The following is an 18,944-nucleotide window of genomic DNA, read 5'->3' on the forward strand; positions in this document are numbered from 1 at the left end:
TATACCTTATCAGGCAATAATTGGATCATTTTGCTGCAATAAAAAACGGGCTGACCCAATGGTCAGCCCGCTTGTGAACTTGCTAAGCAGCTTGCGATTAAGCCAGTGCTTTTTCTAGCTCTGCGCTTACAGCGGCTACAGGCTGAGTACCGTCGAATTTCAGGTACTTCGTGTTGCCTGCGTCTGCTTCTTTGTTGTAGTAAGCAATCAAAGGAGCAGTCTGCTCGTGGTATACACCTAGGCGAGCACGTACGGTTTCTTCTTTGTCGTCATCACGAACAACAAGATCTTCACCTGTTACGTCGTCTTTACCTTCAACCTTAGGCGGGTTGTAAATTGCGTGGTAAGTACGACCAGAAGCGAGGTGGGCACGACGGCCAGCCATACGCTCAACGATCACGTCGTCAGCTACGTCAAATTCGATCACGTAGTCAACTTCAACGCCGATTTCTTTCAGGCCATCAGCCTGAGGAATTGTGCGTGGGAAGCCGTCAAGCAGGAAGCCTTTTGCACAGTCGTCTTCAGCAATACGCTCTTTAACCAGACCTAGGATGATGTCGTCTGACACAAGCTGGCCAGCATCAATGACGGATTTCGCTTGTTTACCTAGCTCAGTACCTGCCTTGATTGCTGCACGTAGCATGTCACCAGTAGAGATTTGTGGAATACCAAATTTCTCCATGATGAATTGTGCCTGAGTACCTTTACCTGCACCTGGAGCGCCCAGAAGAATGATGCGCATCTTGTTCCCCTTTAGATTTGAATGGAGTTTTCAAAGAAGTGAAAAATACACTGATTACGGCATAGTCGCAAGCCCAGTCCCGGACTGGGCTGCGATTACATGCTGTATCAGAATACTATTTGAGGCCGGTAACAGGCGATTAGACCTTAGTCCTACCTGCTCTGGCTTATTTTTTCCTGCCGTTAGCCCAGCAGTTTATTCACCGCGGCCAGGAACTGGGACGGATCGTCCATAGTGCCCTTCTCCGCCAGCATCGCTTGTCCCAACAGCATTTCGACCCAACGGCCAAAAATGTCTTCGTCCGCTTCGTCAGCCATTTTAATAACCAATGGGTGCTCAGGGTTCAGCTCAAAGATGTATTGGACTTCTGGTGCGTCATGACCGGCAGCAGCCAGCAGTTTCGCCATCTGGGTACCCATTTCGTTCTCGTCGGTCACCACAACAGCAGGGGTATCTTTTAGCTTAAACGTGGTACGTACGTCTTTCACTCGCTCGCCAAGGTACGTTTTGCTTCGCTCAACCACCGACTGGAAGGCTTCTTCTGTTTCCTTGCGCTTCTCTTTCTCTTCTTCCTGTTCAAAGGCTGATAGATCAAGGTCGGCTTTGGTGATCGCTTGGAACGACTTACCATCGAATTCTGGCAGGTGGCCCATCAGCCACTCGTCGATGCGATCGTGCATCAGCAAGACTTCCAACCCTTTGCTGCGGAACTGTTCTAGGTGCGGGCTGTTCTTCGCCGCGCTGAAACTGTCGGCCGTCAGGAAGTAGATCTTGTCCTGGCCCTCTTTCATCCGCTCGATGTAATCGGTCAGCGATACAGTCTGCTCAACCGTCTCAGCCTGGGTTGAGCTAAAGCGAAGCAGCTTGGCAATCTTCTCGCGGTTAGTGAAATCTTCTACCGGGCCTTCTTTTAGTACCTGACCAAACTCATTCCACAATGTTTGGTATTTGTCGGCGTCTTTGTTCGCCAGACGCTCCATCATGGTCAGGGCACGCTTGGTGCATGCCTTGCGCAGTGACTGAGTCACCTTGTTGTCCTGTAGAATTTCTCGCGATACATTCAGCGGTAAATCGTTCGAGTCAATCAGGCCGCGCATAAAGCGCAGGTAAGACGGCATAAACTGCTCAGCATCGTCCATAATGAAGACGCGTTGAACATATAGTTTCAAGCCGTGCTTGCTGTCGCGATTGTGCATATCCCAAGGTGCTTTAGATGGGATGTACAGCAGGCTGGTGTAATCCTGCTTACCTTCGACGCGGTTGTGGCTCCAGGTTAACGGCTCAGCAAAGTCGTGGGATACATGGCTGTAGAACTCTTTGTATTCTTCGTCGGAAATATCGGACTTGTTGCGAGTCCAAAGCGCTTGCGCTTTATTGATTTGCTCCCACTTACGACCTGTTTCCTTCCCTTCCTCGTCGCGCTCAACAGTTTGGATATGAACCGGTATACCGATATGATCCGAGTACTTGCCGATGATCTCACGCAGGCGGTGCTCACTCAGGAATTCCTTCTCGTCTTCACGAAGGTGAAGCACGATCTCGGTACCTCGGCTCTCTTTCTCGATATCTTCAATCGTGTAGTCACCTTCACCACCCGATTGCCAAGATACGGCCTGATCGGCTGCAACACCGGCCGCACGGGTGTTCACCGTCACTGAATCTGCCACGATAAAGGCCGAATAGAAGCCGACGCCGAATTGACCGATCAGCTGAGAGTCTTTTGTTTCGTCTTCGCTCAGCTTGGCGAAGAAGTCTTTGGTACCCGACTTGGCAATCGTGCCCAGGTGCTCAATCACATCATCACGGGTCATACCGATACCGTTATCGCTGATAGTCAGCGTACCGGCCTGCTCATTGAATGATAGTTTCACGCCAAGCTCGGCATCATTTTCATACAAGTCTGGCTGAGATAGCGCACGGAATCGCAGCTTATCCGCCGCATCAGACGCATTTGAAATCAACTCTCGCAAAAAGATCTCTTTGTTGGAGTACAACGAATGGATCATTAGTTGCAGCAGTTGCTTCACCTCAGACTGAAAACCGCGGGTTTCCTTATTTTTGTGGATAGTTTGTTCGCTCATTTCAACTCCGAAACTTGTATCAATAAACATTCAGGGTTCTAAAACAGCCGCATGCCTTACGCAGCATTCCTTGACTCTTCACTAAAACCCAAGTGACTTGAGTATATAGATGTGGTCAAACGTCGCTATTTCAACCTAAAATACATCTTTTATGTTTTTGATGTTTTTTCAGAGCCGTTTTTATATTTTTTATATTCAGAAGAGATTCAGGGTAGCGGCGTATGATGTGCGCAAAGAATGTACCCTTGGTGCTAAAAATGAATAAATTAGAAAGTAAATTCCTAATTGGTCAGCGCTTTTTGTTTGACCCATACGATAATAGCTTAATTGACCAACACGAGAGTGATGAGCTCACCCGACTAGGTAGTAATGAAAGCCGGGCGCTCAGTTTGCTGATCGAAGAACCGGGAGCCATCATTACCCGCCACCGCCTGCATGAATATGTATGGCGAGAGCAAGGTTTTGAGGTCGATGACTCGAGTCTCACCCAAGCCATTTCGACGTTAAGAAAAGCACTTAAAGACTCGACGAAATCGCCGGAGTTCATCAAAACCGTACCCAAACGCGGCTACCAGATGATTGCTATGGTTGAATCGTTGTCAGAGCTTGCCTCTAGCGCCAGTGCCGAACAAGCAGATACGCTAGCTGAAAAACGGGACGATCCGTCCGATATTGAGCGCGAACTGCTTGAACACAACCACCAAGTTACGGCAACCAAACCATATTCAGTGGCTTCTCACCCACGGACGCCAAAGCGCCCATTACCGATGGCAGCCATCTCAGGTGTATTGGTACTGATTGCCCTGCTATTGCCTATTATTGTTAACCTTGGAATACCACCAAAGTCAGCAGCTTTCGAGCCTTTTGCCGTTGTCGATGATATCCCGGTCCTTACCCCGGCCAACCACCCTTCGCTAACGCAATGGGAAAGTATGATCACCCAATGCGTTGAAAGCTATCTTGACTACCACCCGGCAGACAAACGTCCAATGGAAGTCATTGTGTCTGGTGGCCAAAACTCTCAGTTGTGGGTCAACTATGTTCACTCGTTAGATAATCCAGCACAGAATGTGACCCTCCGTTTGTTGACTAGCCATAAGGACAATGTTTCGATATGTCAGTAAATACTCACAAACAGTCAGCAAAACACTTTGTTTACCGGTATTGGGCGTTTATCCTTTTAGGCTTGTCAGTGCTGTTCTGCGCTTGGCTATATTACTCCAGCGACTACAAGCAAGAGCAACTCCTGATCTCTCGTGAATGGCAATCAAAGACGGTAAGCCGCATCGAAGCGACCGAGCTGGAGCAACTCGGTATGCTGCGCCGTGTCGAGCAAACCAGCCATGTGGTATACCTACCGAACTTTACCTATTCGCGGATCACCTTGATGAGATTGTTCAGCACCAATGAACAACCACTCACCATTCATATTTCGGAATCGGGTAACTGGGATGTTAGCGGTAAGTATCTACTGACCGAGCCCAAAGAGTTTAAAGATATCACCTCGGGCACCAATGAGGACTTCCAGCCGGAGCACCTACGGATCATCAACCAGATCTACCGTATGGATGCCCAGCAGAGCCGTAGAATGGATATTATTGACGAGAAGACCATCTTGCTGACCAGCTTGTCATACGGCTCGCATATTCTTTACTCGCTGTAAGCCAAACATTCGAACTTAATGACTATTTAACCGCTCAGCAATGGGCGGTTTTGTTTTTGGGGGCGATGGGCGATGGGCGATGGGCGATGGGCGATGGGCGATGGGCGATGGGCGATGGGCGATGCAGATTTTAGAAAAGCCCACTAGATTTCAAGATCTTGCTCTGAGTTCTTCCTCGCGCCCAGGGCCTAGAGCCGTTTTTGCCGCTCTAAAACAAGAACGGGCGCAACTTTCGTTGCGCCCTTAGGTCTTACTTGCAGCAGTCCCGCTACTATGGTGCTCCCTGCATCATTCCGTTGAATTGCTGTAATCCGTCAGCATATTCCTTTTATTCTTCGTCCTGAAGTTGTCCATTGGCCATCCTGACCTGTCAGCATATCCTATCCTGACGCTCAACATCCTTCCTGGAGGGGTCCCTGACTTCTTCCTGAAGTGGTCCTTTTGTCATCCTGACTGGCAAACATCCTGCTTACCACTTTCCGTTCCTCGGCTATCCCTTCACAGTCCTTGTTCGATATACCGTCCTGGTACACCGGTCTCATCCTGAGACTCCCCAATCCTTGGGTATTTCCTGTTCCGTTCCGTCAGTTCCTTCCGACCCCTTCAACTATACGCCGACAGGCCGAATAGAATAGTAACCTCGAGGGATACTCGTACCGACAACACGGTTGGCACACAGCAAAAAACAAAATAAAACCAACAAAAACAATACTATGTGATTATAAGCACAATATATTCTCACACTTACCACCGTTATCTCCCACGAGCTTGTAAGAGATCTCTCACAAAATAGATAGAGGATTAGTACAGAGGTGAATAAATTGCGGCTCTATAAAAAAAGGGGGGAAGCCACGCTTCCCCCAAACACAATGAACAGTCTAGCAATTATCTAATATTAGAAGTACAGGCGCATACCGATTGTGAATGCGTTATCGTCTTTACCAGCGTTAGTTTTATCGAAGTCCTGGTCCGCGTATTCCATATAAGAAACAACTTGGCTGGTTAGCCAGTAATCCGCACCAATGGTGTACTGGTTGAGCTTGTCGTTTTGTGTATCGTAGTCAACATAGTCGTACACACCGTACACGCCGAAACCCATTGGGAAGTCGTAGCGGGCCATGGCACCAACACCGGTCTGCTCATCGCCTGCGAAGTCGTAATCAGAGTACATAGCCGCTAGAGACAATGCCTGCCATTCATACGTGGCGTTCAAGGTCCAAGACGTGTCTTTATCATCGCCGTAGATACTCTTCTCGGTACGCTCTGACTGGGTGTAGGTACCAGATAGACCTAGACCAAAGTTAGAGGTCCACGCTGCACCTAATGCAAACGCTTGGTCGATATCGACACTGCTGCTTTCGGTACCAGTGTGGTATTGAGCCATAACAGTAAAGTCATTGATATCAATCTTGTACTGGATACCGTTGGTCAAACGGTCAGTCGCAGCACTATCAGATTTGATGTTTGCTGTACCGCCGTATTCCCATGAAATATCATATTGGCCTGCCAGCGTATCTTGTACCGCTGACATACGACCCATGCGGAACTCACCGAAGTCACCACCGATAGCCACAGAGCCGAACTTCAAGAAGTCTTCATCATCAAAGCCATCACCGTCTTCAGGGATGATATTGAACTCTTTCAGTACATCACCATTGATGTACATGCCATTGTCCATAAAGTAATTGATGCTTAGGCCAAGCTCTGTACCTTCACCGGTGAAAGTACTGTCTGCGCCCATCAGGCCATTGTCAGTGGTCTCGTAACGGGCACGAAGGTTACCGTATACGTTAACAGATAGATCATCTGACTTATAAACCTCTGCCGCCATTGCTGACGCACTAGCCACTACCGAGCCGATCACGGCTGCAACTACTGTCTTTTTCATGTTCACTCCTAATCGTTCCCTGACCTTAAATAGTCGAAAACTTAGTATTAAATTTTTTATTTGATACGCCGTTAATGACGGTTTATTTACAACCATCAATAATTGTTATCCGGCAAGTAACGCTATTATTTAATACATGAAAACAATTAGTTAGGAACAAAAATTCTATTAAAGAATATTTTGATAGAAATTATTAGAAAACAACTTTAACTAAAATCTAAATTAATCTTTACCACTCTAAAGCATCTAAAATTGGCTTCTTAAGTAATTGATAAGGCAAGATATTGAAAAAATGACAAAAAAATACCAACAGTTGCTGTTGGTATTTTTATGAAATAACTTTATATAAAACAAGTTTTATATCTGTCAGTAAAGCTTCTGTCGTCCCGCCAAGGAGTGGGACAACGTCGTACCATCGACAAGCTCAAGCTCACCGCCTACAGGTACCCCATGGGCAATCCGTGAAGCTGGGATCGAATACTCACTGCATAGCTCAGCAATGTAATGAGCGGTCGCTTCACCTTCCACCGTCGGATTCGTCGCCAAGATCAACTCGTTGATCGGCTCGCCTTGCAAACGAAACTCCAAGGTATCCAGACCGATGTCCGAAGGACCAATGCCATCGAGTGGTGACAGGTGTCCCATCAACACAAAGTATCGGCCAGAAAACTGCCCCGTTGCTTCTACCGCCACGATATCTGCCGGTGACTCCACCACACAGATCTCACCATTTTCCTGACGACGCGGGTTGGAGCATATTGCACAAACCTCTTCTTCAGTAAACGTGCGGCAATCGCGACAGTGACCAATCTCGGTCATTGCCTTGCTCAGAGCGTCAGCCAATTGCAGGCCACCTTGTCGATTTCTCTGTAACAAACTGAAGGCCATACGTTGCGCTGACTTGGGACCGACCCCAGGCAGGCACCGTAAGGCCTCCATCAGTTGTTCCAGTAAGTGACTGGTACGCATTAATTAGAATGGCATCTTAAAGCCGGCTGGTAGGTTCATACCACCGGTTACGCCTGCCATTTTTTCTTTCTGCGCTTCTTCGATACGACGAGCGGCGTCGTTGAACGCAGCCGCAATCAAATCTTCCAGCATATCTTTGTCGTCTTCCATCAAGCTTTCATCCAGCTCAACACGACGTACACTGTGGCTACCAGTCAGAGTCACTTTTACCAGGCCAGCACCAGACTCGCCGGTCACTTCCATATTTGCGATCTCTTCCTGCATTTCCTGCATGCGCTCTTGCATCTGCTGCGCCTGCTTCATCATGTTAGCCATACCGCCTTTACCAAACATATCATCTCTCTCTGTGGTCTGGTTAATCTATAAGGGTCTTACGCTATCTTCATCAAGTACAGCAGAAAACCGCTGACAAATGAAATTAACGTTCGGATCGGACATTAAGCTCTGCTTGGCCTGATCCAATTTCTGCTGATATATCACCTCCCGCCATTCAAGGGGCGAGCGGCCTTTATCATTCAATTCAACGTCCAACGACACGGTCTCGGCAAAAAGCTCACTCATTGCCACAGCCAATTGCTCCCGTGCCTTGGGAGTATTCAAGTGCTGCTGAGAAGGGCGGAGACATAATTTCACCCGATTACCTTCTCTTTCGAACGCCGAATTAAGTGCCAACTGCTGAACCATACGTCCAACTTGCAGCTTGGTCACCCAATCCGACCAACTATCCTGATTTGCTGCTTCATTGACAAGCAATTTCACCATCTCAGGTGTCTTTTCATGCTCTAAGGCTTGTTTCAAAAGCTTCGGAGCAACGACTTGCTGAGTCTCGGTCCGTTCAGGAAGCGTGGTCGGGCGCCATTGGTACTCAGAGGCATGATCGCCTTGCTGATCCATGGCGTCAGCCTGCGCTGCCGCTGTTATCGGTGCACCCGGTACCGGCATCGCATTTCCAGCCGCCGTTACCTGACCATTTTGCTTGCTGGCAATTCGATCAAGTACGCTGCTGCTTGCAACCTTTTTAGCCCGTACCGGTTCACCCTTTTTTCCGTTATCCGGCGCATTGCCGTCACGCTTGGTTTTACTGCGAAGCTGGTTTCTTGCCGCCAGCAACCCTGATGCCGCAGAGCTAGGTGCCGCTCCCGACGCTGGTTGGGCTTGTGCTGGTGCTGGTGCAGCAGGAGCCATTTGCTGCTGTGGCGGAGTCTGTCCAGGCTGATAGCTTGGTGCTGTGCCAGCTGATTCATAACCCGCTGGTGGCTGTGACGCATAATGAGCCGGAGGCTGATTTTCAGGTGACTGATTGACATATGAATGACTCGCTGGTGCCGGCTGCGACACCCCCTGTGGTGGCATATTCTGCTGCGGAGCCGGCGCTGCCATCTGTTGAGGCTGCGGGGTAGCCGCCTGACCGCCATTCATTTGTGCTTTCAGTGCCTGCACCCGCTGAATACCCTGCCCTTGGGCCTGCGACGGCTGTGCCGCGACTGGCTGCGTCGTTGGAACAGCGATAGGCTGCGGCGTTACAGCATTAACCGATACCGGCCTAAAGGCCAGCATACGAAGTAACACCATTTCCAATCCGGTCCGGCCGTCGGGGGCAAAAGCCAAGTCCTGCCGTCCCTGAAGAGCAATTTGGTAGCACAGCTGGACTTCTTGCGGTGATACCGACTGACTCAGCATGCTAATTCGCGATGCATCCGGAGCGCTGTCATCCAGCGAGGCTGGCAGGGCCTGATGCATCGCAACACGGTGAAGCTGAATCGCCATTTCACGAAGCAAGCTGTCCCATTCCACACCGACCGAGGCGAGCTCTTCCAGACATCCCATCGCGGGCTGTGCCTCACCGCCAGCAACGGCTTCAAGCAGGTAAAGTGCCTGTTCGGTATTGAGGGTCCCCAACATTTCCGACACGGCGTCCGCCTGAACCTGACCATTACCCAGCGCAATCGCCTGATCGGTCAAGCTCAACGCATCTCGCATACTGCCTTCGGCTGCCCGAGCGATCAATCCCAGCGCCCGAGAGTCGAATTCAACATGCTCTTCGCCCAGAACCTTTTCCAGCTGCGTCTGGATCTGGCTATTGTCCAGATGCTTGAGATGGAACTGCAAACAGCGGGACAGGATAGTCACCGGCAGTTTTTGCGGATCGGTAGTCGCCAGAATAAATTTCACATATTCAGGCGGCTCTTCAAGCGTTTTCAGCAAGGCGTTAAAGCTATGACGAGAGAGCATGTGCACTTCGTCAATCAGGTAGACCTTGTAGCGGCCACGCGCTGGCTTGTACTGGACGTTATCGAGTAGATCTCGGGTATCTTCTACCTTGGTACGTGATGCCGCATCGATTTCCAGCAAATCGACAAAACGACCTTCATCGATTTCACGGCAGGTTTCGCATTGGCCACATGGCGAGGCTGTGACACCTTGCTCACAGTTCAGGCCTTTGGCAAAAATACGGGCAATCGTGGTTTTACCTACCCCTCTTGTTCCACTGAACAAGTAGGCATGGTGAAGACGGTTATGGGCAAGCGCATTGGCCAGTGCCGTCAAGACATGGGACTGACCGACCACATCATCAAACTGGTGCGGGCGCCATTTACGAGCCAGAACCTGATAACTCATGTTAACTAACCTTACAGAATCAAGAACTCAATGCTAGCACAGGGAGGATTTTTGAGCGAGAGGACGCTCCAACGAGCGCCCAATGATTAGCCAACTACCACCGAGAAGTATGACTCGGAGGTAAGCGAAATGGCTAAATCAATAGAAGAAAAATTAGTGGCCGTCGAAATCACAGATGCTGAACACGTTCAGGCCAATCCCTTTCAGGCGCTCTTCACCACCGATATCCGGCAGGTTGATCACAAAAGCAGCATCTTCAACGATCCCTCCCAAGCGGCGTACCAGCTTCGTTGTCGCTTCGATCGTGCCGCCAGTTGCCAGCAAATCATCGACCAACAAGACCTTGTCGCCTTCTTTGATCGCATCAACGTGGATCTCAAGCGTATCCTGGCCATACTCCAACTCGTAGCTTTCGCCAATCACTTCGCGAGGTAACTTGCCAGGCTTACGTACTGGTACAAAACCCACGCCCAACTCGAGAGCTAACGGGGCACCGAACAAAAAGCCACGCGCTTCAGTACCAATGACCTTAGTAATTCCTTTCTCTTTATACAGATCAATAAGGATCTGCATGGTCGCACGGTATGCTTCCGGATCTTCCAGCAGGCTGGTCACATCGCGGAACAGGATCCCTGGCTTTGGGTAATCCGGAATGGACTTGATGCTATTTTTGATCAACGCGAGCTTTTCTTGAGTCATAATAATTTTCCAATAAACAATGCGGCCGCATGATGACACACAGCCAAAAAAACTGGTTCAAATAGTAGTTTTTTTCCCATGGCGGGGCAAGGATTGCAACACTCTCACGCCCAGAGGATGATCCAGATATCATCAAGCAGTAACGAAGGACCTGCTACTCCCCCTATGCCGTGGGGTGATCGCGCTCTGGCAAGCGATGAAACCAGATCAGCAAGACAACCAGCATGGTTAACAGCATGATTTTGTGCCACAACAAGGGAACGAGATAAATGGACAGGGTAAAGCTGGCCACAATCATGATACTGGCCCGCCGCTTTACATTCCTGGACACTGCGCGGTGATGGTGCCAGTTTTGCAAAATGGGGCCAAATCTCGGGTGGTTGAGTAACCAATTGTTGATCCTGGGCGATCCCCGCATGAAACAGGCACTGGCCAGCAGCAAAAACGGCGTAGTGGGTAACAATGGCAGAAAGGCCCCAATGAGCCCTAAGGCAACGCAGGCCCAGCCACATAACAACAGAAGTGCTTTCTTTACCATAGCGAAACGGCTCTTTACCCTTTACTACGAGTTTACCAGCTAAAACAAAAATACCAACAATCCAAATCTTGTCGGAATGAATTGTTGGCATTCATGTCATGACAGGGGCGCTCGTCAATACTTACGAAGTAAGCATGCTAACCCAAGTCAAGATAGCGGGTAGTGTCGGCAGCGCCAACACGGCAACAAAGCCGAAGAAATATTTAACGTTATACGGATCTTGAATTCCCTGCTCCATGGTAGACTTCCTTTATTGACTGATTAGGTTTTCACGGCTCGTGGGCCGCCATTTATTTGTGCAGCCAATATAGCGGAATAGTACTGCGACAAAAACCGAGAGAATTTAAGGTTATTGTCATACAACCCCATAATTGTTTGATTCAAATCACAATCGTTCTCAAGAATCGTCTTAGACTGAAATAATCACTAATAAAAAAATAAAAGGCTTATGACAACGTCAGATAAACTTTACGAGCAGCTGCAGCAGCGCCTGGAACAAGAACACGGTATGTTGTCACGCGAGCTCAAGCACGAGATGCTGCTCAACACTTTAGTGCCGTCGGCAACAGCGATTGAGAACGCGGAGCTGAGCGAATTAATCGTGATGGCAAAATCTTCCTTCATTCCCAATTTGTTCGATTTAGCGATCCGGATGGAACGCGTAGATGCGGCAGTCTGCTCAGTAAAACTGGGAATGTATGGTCTGTGTGTTGATTGCGAAGAAGAAATCGCGATTGAAGATCTCGAGAAAGATCCTGCTCAGCCGCGCTGCAGCAGCTGCTGCGAGCACAGCCGCTACCACCACGACAGCTAATACAACAATAAGCGGGCCTTCCCGCCTATTGTTCACTGGCTGGTGTATTACTTGCTCGGCGTTAGTGAATAGCGCTTTTTGCCTAACACACCAGGAACATTAAGGTGCAGACTGCTGTTTGACCCACTGTTCAAACGCCGCTCTTTCTTCCGCATTGGCCTTGCTGTACCAAAGCTTGAGCTGGACAAAGGCATCGCCGGTAATACTGACTTCCCCTTTATCGCTCACTTCTACGACTGTCTGTTCTAGATCAACCGCGTAACCTTCTTCAAAAGTAATACCGTGTTGGCGGTTATACTCGGCAACCAAGCCTTCCATGTCACTGTAAGCGGCAAAGCCTTTACCTTGCAGCTCAACATGCTCAAGTGCCTTCGTGGTCCCATCGGCCAACTCAAGTTGCCACTGCGGGCCGCGCTGGAAATAGGCTTTGGCCTGGCTCATGCTGCTCAAACGTGGCAAGACAATGGTGGCATCTTGTTTGGGCACATCCATCTCAAACAGATATGGCCGGGTGGTGTACATCTTGCTCTTCGAGCCATCTTTGAGCTCACCATCAAAGCGCACTACCACCTGATGGCGGCCTTCGGTCAAATCAATGCTGTCAGCTTCAGACCAGAAAGAAGACTCAATCTTTTTACCGTCAACCACCAGCAGTTTAATGTTCTGGCCGGTACTCAGTATGGCGGCCTGTAGGCCCATTGGCAGTGCCAATAGCCCAAGGGTCACTAACCATTTGTTCATTGCAAATCCCTTACTCACTGTGATGACACAATTTTGTCATTACCAAGATAACAAAAAGCCGCCTGAAAGGCGGCTTTTTTAGGAGAGTTTTTAACCGAAAAAGACGATTAGAATACTACTTCCATACCTACTAGGTAACCTACATCTAGGTCAGCATCGTCTGCATCTGCCCAGCCAAGCTCACCGTAAACTTTCACGTTGCTGTGTAGCTGGTGCGTGATGTTTGCATATACGTTGTCGATAGTTTCGCTATCGAAGTCAGCACGGTTGTAACCTAGTGCAAAAGTGTTTTTGCCCATAGTGTAAGAACCCGCTAGCTCGATTAGATCAACATCGTCTTTAAGACCAGATGCTACATCTTTGTATTCTACGTTGCCGTAAGAAGCTGCAAATGCGAACTGACCCATTACGTATTCAGCTTCAAGGTTATAGCCGTCAACATCCGTTAGGCTACCATCAACATCAAGATCAGATGCTGTGTAGTAGTAAGCACGTACGTCAAAATCAGCAAAGCGCGCACCGATACGGCCATCAGTTACAGAACCATCGTCACCTTGGAAGTCATTACCTTGAGCATCTAGGTCATGAGAGATACCGAAGTAGAACTGACCGTTGTCGAATACGTACTTGATTGCTTCATCACCTTCGGTTTTAACAAAGTTGATTTGCTCGAAGCCTAGCTCGTAATCTTTACCGATGCCTGCATCATCAATGATGTATAGCTGACGACCAAATGTTAGCGTACCGAAATCGCCACCAAGACCAACCCATAGTTCATCGTTAGTTACTTCGCGGTCTTCGAACGCAAAACCGATACCCGCCACTGCGTTTAGCTGATCAGTTACTGCGATAGTGGTGTTTATCTGTAGGTCACCGTCATCAAGGCGAAGACCAGCGTCATTGTTGTTGTCTTTGTCTTGAATTTTCTGAATGTACTGAACTTCAGCTGCACCAGAAAGGTCTACAACTACGCCATTTGCGTCATATAGGTTGATGCCAGCTTGCGCTGAACCTGCTGCTAGTACTGATAGTGCTAGAAGAGTCTTTTTCATGATATCCACTGCCTTTTCTTATTTAGACTGGAATTCCTGTTTCCAGAATTCCTTTTCTTTTTATTCCCCAACTTCCCATGCCTTATAAACATATAACGCAATAAGAAAGCTAAAGATTCGAAATTTATGGGGCTCATCCTGACAGAAGATTCCTCTTTGTGTCAAATCTTCTAAATCCAAACTAAAAAAACATCAACAACCATCAAATTCAACAACTTACACCCTAAGCGAATGCTAATTGAGCATTGTTTTTATGCAAAAAATTCTTATTCATAAAAAAGTAACACGCAAATTATCAACACAAAAAACTGTAAAATTATCAAAAAACAGCAAATAGAAGCACAAAACACCATGCTTAGCAGTAATTTGTGGTGGATTAACGCTCAAAACCCCCACCACAGATCCCCACCTAACTAGTTCAATCTTATTTCGTGAACTGGTTCTCATTTTTAACAAGCAAAGCTCAAAAACCTGCGAGCAGTCACATTCAGATGTTCATGCTATAATGCTCAGCCCTGTCCCTATGAAGTTTCAGTTATGCTACACAACCAGATAAAGAGTGATATCAAGCAGTGCTATGAGAACCTGGGCAACCAGCTCGATAACTTTATACCTAGAAGGGCTCAAAACTATCTGGTCGCCGAGATAGCCAAGACTTTGGGCGGTGAATACCACGCCAAACACCGTATGTTGGTTGGCGAAGCTGGCACAGGGATCGGTAAATCACTCTCCTACTTGTTAGGGGCTATCCCGTTTGCGGTGTTCAACAACAAAAAAGTACTCATTTCCACGGCAACCGTCGCCCTGCAAGAGCAGCTCATCAATAAAGACCTGCCGCTGTTCAACCGTATTTATCCCAAAGAGTTCAGTTTTATCTTGGCCAAGGGCCGTCAGCGCTATTGCTGTAACCATAAATTGGAAGCCAGCTGCAATAGCGATGATAATCAGCAAGTTAGCCTATGGGATGAAAAACCTAAAAAGTCTGATTTAGATCTTTTGAAGCGGATGTTGATAGCCACAGAAGGCGGAAAGTGGGATGGCGACCGGGACAGTTGGCCAACCACCATCCCTGATCGTGTCTGGCAGCAAATCGTTGCCGATAAGCATAGCTGCCATGCCGGCTTACCCAAACACCGGGACTGCCCGTTTGCCAAGGCCCGTGAGCACTTGGAAAAAGCGGATGTCATTATTGCCAACCATGCCCTGCTGATGGCTGACATAGAATTGGGCGGCGGCATCATCTTACCGGAACCCGAAAAAACCATCTATGTCATTGATGAAGCACACCATTTGCCTCAGGTTGCACGGGACTTTTCCTCGGCGGCGGCCAGCCTTAAAGGGGCCGCAAGTTGGTTGGAGAAGCTCAATCAATCCGTCGGTAAACTGGCAGAGCTGGCAGATTACAAGAAATCGGGCCGATTCCAGACCGCACTGAGCGAGAATATCGCCCAACTGATCCCTTCACTGCGGCAAATTGCCAACAATATCGACGATACCCATTTCAATAAGGACGGTGTTTACCGTTTTGAACATGGTGAACTTCCCACATGGTTGCAAGAAGAAGCAAAGGGCTGTAAAGATGCCAGCAAGAAAGCGCTGCAGGCACTCGGTAAAATCCACGATTTGATCTCCGAGCGCACGAAAGACAATGAAATCTTACCAAGACTCGGTGAGCAAGCGCTTACCGAATCAGGCTTTTATTTACAGCGACTTGAAAACCTTGAGAAAGTCTGGAACTTGATGGCCCAGCCCAACAAGGACAAAGGCGCCCCGCTTGCACGTTGGATAGAAAAAAGCCAAGACCGCGAGAATGACTACATTATTGAAGTCTCCCCGCTTGAGGTCGGCTACCGCCTCGACCAATTACTCTGGAGCCGTGCTGTCGGCTCCATTCTCGTATCGGCAACCCTGCGGGCCTTGAATCAATTCGACTATTTTTGCCGCCAAGCCGGCATTTATGAAAAAGAAGCCACCCGGTTCTTGGCTTTGGCCTCGCCGTTTGACTACCAGAACAACGCCCGTCTCGTGATCCCGGCCCTGCCTCTCGAGCCACAAGCAGACAAATTTACCGATTTGCTCATCGACACCCTGCCGGAGTACCTCGAGGGTGAAACGGCCAGTTTAGTCTTGTTTTCTTCCTATTGGCAGATGAACCAAGTAGCCGACAAACTACGCCCGCTGGCCAAGAAGAATCGCTGGGACCTGCTCATCCAAGGTGAGGAATCGCGCCATGTTATTCTAAAAAAACATCAAGAGAACTGTAAAAAAGGTAAAACCAGCATTCTCTTTGGTACTGGAAGCTTTTCCGAAGGGCTTGATTTACCGGGTGATTTACTCAAAAACCTGATTATCACCAAAATTCCATTTGCCGTACCCACCTCGCCGGTGGAGGAAGCGCATGCCGAGTACATCGAAAGCCGTGGCGGCAACCCGTTTTTGCAAATATCGGTACCGGAAGCCAGCAAGAAGCTGATCCAGTCCGTGGGCCGCCTCCTGCGTAAAGAAGAGGATACGGGTCGAGTCGTGCTGCTCGACCGCCGGGTGATCACCAGACGCTACGGCAAAGCCTTACTCGACTCACTGCCCCCTTTTGAACGTGTTATCGAACACGTCTAATCGTCGATGATTGGTCATGATTGAAACGCTGGAGCCGGGAATGTGGCTCGTACTTGGACTGGTAGCCCTACTCGCCGGTTTTATCGATGCTGTCGCAGGTGGAGGCGGTATGCTGACCGTCCCAGCTCTGCTGTCTATTGGTCTACCGCCCCACATAGCATTAGGTACCAACAAGCTCGCGGCAACATTTGCCTCATCGACGGCTGCCTGGACTTATTATAAGAAGAAGCTGTTTTCACCCTCGTTCTGGCGGCAGTCTTTCATCGCTACCTTGATAGGTGCAACAGGCGGTACCTTGGTCGTTGACATGCTTTCCACCGAATGGCTGGAAAAAATACTGCCGCTGCTCATCCTCGCTGCCGCTATCTACACAATTTGGCACCCGCATCCCAAAGGAAGTAACCGCAGCCTACCGGAGAAATCCGCCAGTCTGACCAAGAAGCAATGGCTACAGGGAATAAGCCTTGGATTCTATGACGGTGTGGCAGGCCCCGGCACTGGTGCCTTCTGGACCGTATCCAACATGGCGCTTTACCGCCTTGAAATCCTGATGGCATCAGGCCTTGCCAAGGCCATGAACTTTACCAGTAACCTGACCTCGCTGGTGACCTTTGCTATCTTAGGGCATATTAATGTGATACTGGGCCTGACAATGGGCGTCTGCTTGATGATCGGTGCCTATATCGGCGCCCATTCCGCCATACGCTTCGGCGCACGTTTCATCCGGCCTGTCTTTGTCACCGTGGTGATTATTTTGGCCATCAAACTGGCCCTGCAGGCTTGGTTTTAACCGGCCGCTGAATCTGGAGTCATACCATGCTCGACTTCCAACGACTGGAAGACCTCGCCACCCAGTTGGCCGACGAGGCCGCCAATACCGATAGCAAACGGGGAGAAGCCCAGCGCCCGCTATTTGATGAGCAGCTGTTTCATTGCCGCAGCAAGCTGCTGGTTCCTTGCGTTGAAGAGATCCGTGAAGAAATCCTGGCACTCAGCCGTGAGCACAGCCAAGGCAAACTCAACCCCAGCCGTACCCAGCATATTTGTGAACGCATTGTTGCACAAATCCAGGCGGTACAGCGGGAACTGGCCACACAGCAAATCCGCAAAAATGAACCACAACGAACGAGAAGCCGACGCAAGCCAATTTATGAACTCAAGCAAGAGCTCGCCCAGCACCAAGAATGGGCCAAACGCTTAGCGACTATGCAGCGCACCAAAGAGCAAGCAGTGAACCGATGTCGCTCGGTTGAAGAGCAACAGAGTTTAGAGAGCGAAGCGGCAACCTTGGCTGATCGCCTGTACCGCTGCCGCGCCGCACTGGCAAAACTCGAAAAGCAGATCAGTATGCGGGAGCGTAAAGGCTAATGGCACTTCATTTGGTTTATCACCCTATTTACTCAGAGCTTGAACTGCCACCGCAGCACCGCTACCCCATCCACAAATACCGGATGCTGTATCAGCACCTGGACCAAGAGCTGGGGCTCGGCTTACATCCTCATCTACAGTTGCACCAACCGCACCCCATCAGCATTGATGAGGTCAAACAGCTGCACCACCCCGATTACATTGATGCCCTGTTTAGCAACACTTTACCCGCTGCAAAAATGCGCCGAATTGGTTTTCCATGGAGCCCGCAGCTCATTGAGCGTACCCTGACCTCTTCGGGCGGCACCAAGTTAACCGTCGATTTGGCCTACCAGCACGGTATCGGGATCCACCTTAGCGGCGGCTATCATCATGCCCATCATGATTTTGGCAGTGGTTTTTGTCTGATTAACGATCTGGCGCTTGCTGCCCGTCACGCCCTGACCCTGAAGGGGATCGACAAAGTCATGATCATTGACTGTGATGTTCACCATGGTGACGGGACAGCGACTTTATTGGCTGATAATCCGGAAATCATCACCTTTTCCGTTCACTGCGACAAGAACTTCCCTGCCCGTAAGCCAGCATCAGATATCGATCTCGCCTTACCACGAGACACAACCACCGAAGAGTACCTTGATGCTTTTGCTAGTATCTTGCCCCTTGCGCTGGCACAGCATCAACCGGATATAGTGATCTACGATGCGGGTGTCGATATCCACCAGCATGATGAATTGGGCTACTTCAAGGTGTGTATCGACGGCATTTATCAGCGCGATCATCTGGTATTGAGCCTTTGCCGCAATGCCAGTATCCCTGTTGCAGCTGTTGTAGGCGGCGGTTACCGAAGTGAGCATCAACATCTGGTCAAGCTGCATGCCCAGCTTATATACTCCGCACTGGATGTACTGACACAGCGATAACCTTGTAACTAACCAAATAGCGAGAGCAATATGACTGAACCAACTTCGTCACCACTCGACAACGCCCCGGACGATATCAAATTGGCGGTGGATCTTATCTACCTACTCGAAAGTAATGAGGTTGATCTTGAAACGGCATTGTCAGCGATCAATATCGTAAAAGGGGATCTAGAAGCCAAATTAAAAGCGTCAAAAGGCCAATAGCCCAACATCTTTAGGACCTCATCATTA

The 18,944-nt window shown here is 49.2% G+C and carries 18 protein-coding genes; 8 read left to right on the forward strand and 10 right to left on the reverse strand.

The window, feature by feature from the left end; genetic code table 11:
- Window positions 1–97: 97 nt before the first annotated feature.
- Together adk and htpG are read right to left on the reverse strand one after the other, a co-directional pair.
- Window positions 98–742 (reverse strand): adenylate kinase, encoded by a 645-nt coding sequence (gene adk / locus C9I99_RS18170; protein WP_107350267.1) that lies wholly within the window; start codon window positions 740–742, stop codon window positions 98–100.
- A 182-nt stretch (window positions 743–924) separates the two neighbouring features.
- On the reverse strand, window positions 925–2,823 hold the full coding sequence (htpG, locus tag C9I99_RS18175; RefSeq protein ID WP_107350311.1) for a molecular chaperone HtpG: 1,899 nt from the start codon (window positions 2,821–2,823) through the stop codon (window positions 925–927).
- Window positions 2,824–3,080: 257 nt separating this feature from the next.
- Here htpG and C9I99_RS18180 point away from each other — a divergent pair, with 257 nt between their 5' ends.
- Together C9I99_RS18180 and C9I99_RS18185 are read left to right on the forward strand one after the other, a co-directional pair.
- On the forward strand, window positions 3,081–3,947 hold the full coding sequence (locus C9I99_RS18180) for a winged helix-turn-helix domain-containing protein (RefSeq protein ID WP_107350268.1): 867 nt from the start codon (window positions 3,081–3,083) through the stop codon (window positions 3,945–3,947).
- A complete protein-coding gene (locus C9I99_RS18185) occupies window positions 3,938–4,486 on the forward strand; it encodes a regulatory protein ToxS (protein ID WP_107350269.1) in 549 nt (182 codons plus the stop codon). The genes C9I99_RS18180 and C9I99_RS18185 overlap by 10 nt, the downstream gene beginning before the upstream one ends.
- Window positions 4,487–5,381: 895 nt before the next feature.
- On the opposite strand, the gene C9I99_RS18195 is transcribed toward C9I99_RS18185, so the two are convergent.
- The 6 genes from C9I99_RS18195 to C9I99_RS18220 form a co-directional block, all read right to left on the reverse strand.
- On the reverse strand, window positions 5,382–6,374 hold the full coding sequence (locus tag C9I99_RS18195; RefSeq protein ID WP_107350270.1) for a porin: 993 nt from the start codon (window positions 6,372–6,374) through the stop codon (window positions 5,382–5,384).
- A gap of 366 nt (window positions 6,375–6,740) precedes the next feature.
- Window positions 6,741–7,343, reverse strand: a complete 603-nt coding sequence (recR, locus tag C9I99_RS18200; protein WP_107350271.1) for a recombination mediator RecR — start codon at window positions 7,341–7,343, stop codon at window positions 6,741–6,743.
- A 3-nt stretch (window positions 7,344–7,346) separates the two neighbouring features.
- Window positions 7,347–7,676, reverse strand: coding sequence for a YbaB/EbfC family nucleoid-associated protein (locus C9I99_RS18205; protein ID WP_107350272.1), 330 nt, complete (start codon window positions 7,674–7,676; stop codon window positions 7,347–7,349).
- Window positions 7,677–7,703: 27 nt separating this feature from the next.
- Window positions 7,704–9,962: a DNA polymerase III subunit gamma/tau gene (gene dnaX, locus C9I99_RS18210; RefSeq protein ID WP_107350273.1), complete on the reverse strand. Its 2,259-nt coding sequence runs from the start codon at window positions 9,960–9,962 to the stop codon at window positions 7,704–7,706.
- Window positions 9,963–10,115: 153 nt separating this feature from the next.
- Window positions 10,116–10,661, reverse strand: coding sequence for an adenine phosphoribosyltransferase (apt, locus tag C9I99_RS18215; protein ID WP_107350274.1), 546 nt, complete (start codon window positions 10,659–10,661; stop codon window positions 10,116–10,118).
- A 163-nt stretch (window positions 10,662–10,824) separates the two neighbouring features.
- Window positions 10,825–11,199: a YbaN family protein gene (locus tag C9I99_RS18220; RefSeq protein ID WP_107350275.1), complete on the reverse strand. Its 375-nt coding sequence runs from the start codon at window positions 11,197–11,199 to the stop codon at window positions 10,825–10,827.
- A gap of 448 nt (window positions 11,200–11,647) precedes the next feature.
- On the opposite strand from C9I99_RS18220, the gene C9I99_RS18225 reads away from it, so the two are divergent.
- On the forward strand, window positions 11,648–12,013 hold the full coding sequence (locus C9I99_RS18225) for a TraR/DksA C4-type zinc finger protein (RefSeq protein ID WP_107350276.1): 366 nt from the start codon (window positions 11,648–11,650) through the stop codon (window positions 12,011–12,013).
- Window positions 12,014–12,112: 99 nt separating this feature from the next.
- Here the strand turns inward: C9I99_RS18225 and C9I99_RS18230 are convergent, their stop codons facing one another.
- A complete protein-coding gene (locus C9I99_RS18230) occupies window positions 12,113–12,754 on the reverse strand; it encodes a YccT family protein (protein ID WP_107350277.1) in 642 nt (213 codons plus the stop codon).
- Window positions 12,755–12,861: 107 nt separating this feature from the next.
- Window positions 12,862–13,806, reverse strand: a complete 945-nt coding sequence (locus C9I99_RS18235) for a porin (protein ID WP_107350278.1) — start codon at window positions 13,804–13,806, stop codon at window positions 12,862–12,864.
- A gap of 537 nt (window positions 13,807–14,343) precedes the next feature.
- Here C9I99_RS18235 and dinG point away from each other — a divergent pair.
- The 5 genes from dinG to rsmS are packed head-to-tail and all read left to right on the forward strand — an operon-like array spanning window position 14,344 to window position 18,917.
- Complete coding sequence (gene dinG / locus C9I99_RS18240) at window positions 14,344–16,422, forward strand: ATP-dependent DNA helicase DinG (RefSeq protein WP_107350279.1); 2,079 nt, start codon at window positions 14,344–14,346, stop codon at window positions 16,420–16,422.
- Between the two features lie 16 nt (window positions 16,423–16,438).
- Window positions 16,439–17,212 (forward strand): sulfite exporter TauE/SafE family protein, encoded by a 774-nt coding sequence (locus C9I99_RS18245; protein WP_166645391.1) that lies wholly within the window; start codon window positions 16,439–16,441, stop codon window positions 17,210–17,212.
- A gap of 26 nt (window positions 17,213–17,238) precedes the next feature.
- Complete coding sequence (gene priC, locus C9I99_RS18250; RefSeq protein WP_107350280.1) at window positions 17,239–17,790, forward strand: primosomal replication protein PriC; 552 nt, start codon at window positions 17,239–17,241, stop codon at window positions 17,788–17,790.
- Window positions 17,790–18,713 carry a histone deacetylase family protein gene (locus tag C9I99_RS18255; RefSeq protein ID WP_107350281.1) on the forward strand — a complete coding sequence of 308 codons (924 nt, stop codon included), beginning with the start codon at window positions 17,790–17,792 and terminating at the stop codon, window positions 18,711–18,713. Before priC ends, C9I99_RS18255 begins: the two co-directional genes overlap by 1 nt.
- Window positions 18,714–18,743: 30 nt before the next feature.
- A complete protein-coding gene (gene rsmS, locus C9I99_RS18260; RefSeq protein WP_107350282.1) occupies window positions 18,744–18,917 on the forward strand; it encodes a pleiotropic regulatory protein RsmS in 174 nt (57 codons plus the stop codon).
- Window positions 18,918–18,944 lie beyond the last annotated feature (27 nt).

Source organism: Photobacterium lutimaris (assembly GCF_003025555.1).
GTDB classification, from domain to species: Bacteria; Pseudomonadota; Gammaproteobacteria; order Enterobacterales; family Vibrionaceae; genus Photobacterium; species Photobacterium lutimaris.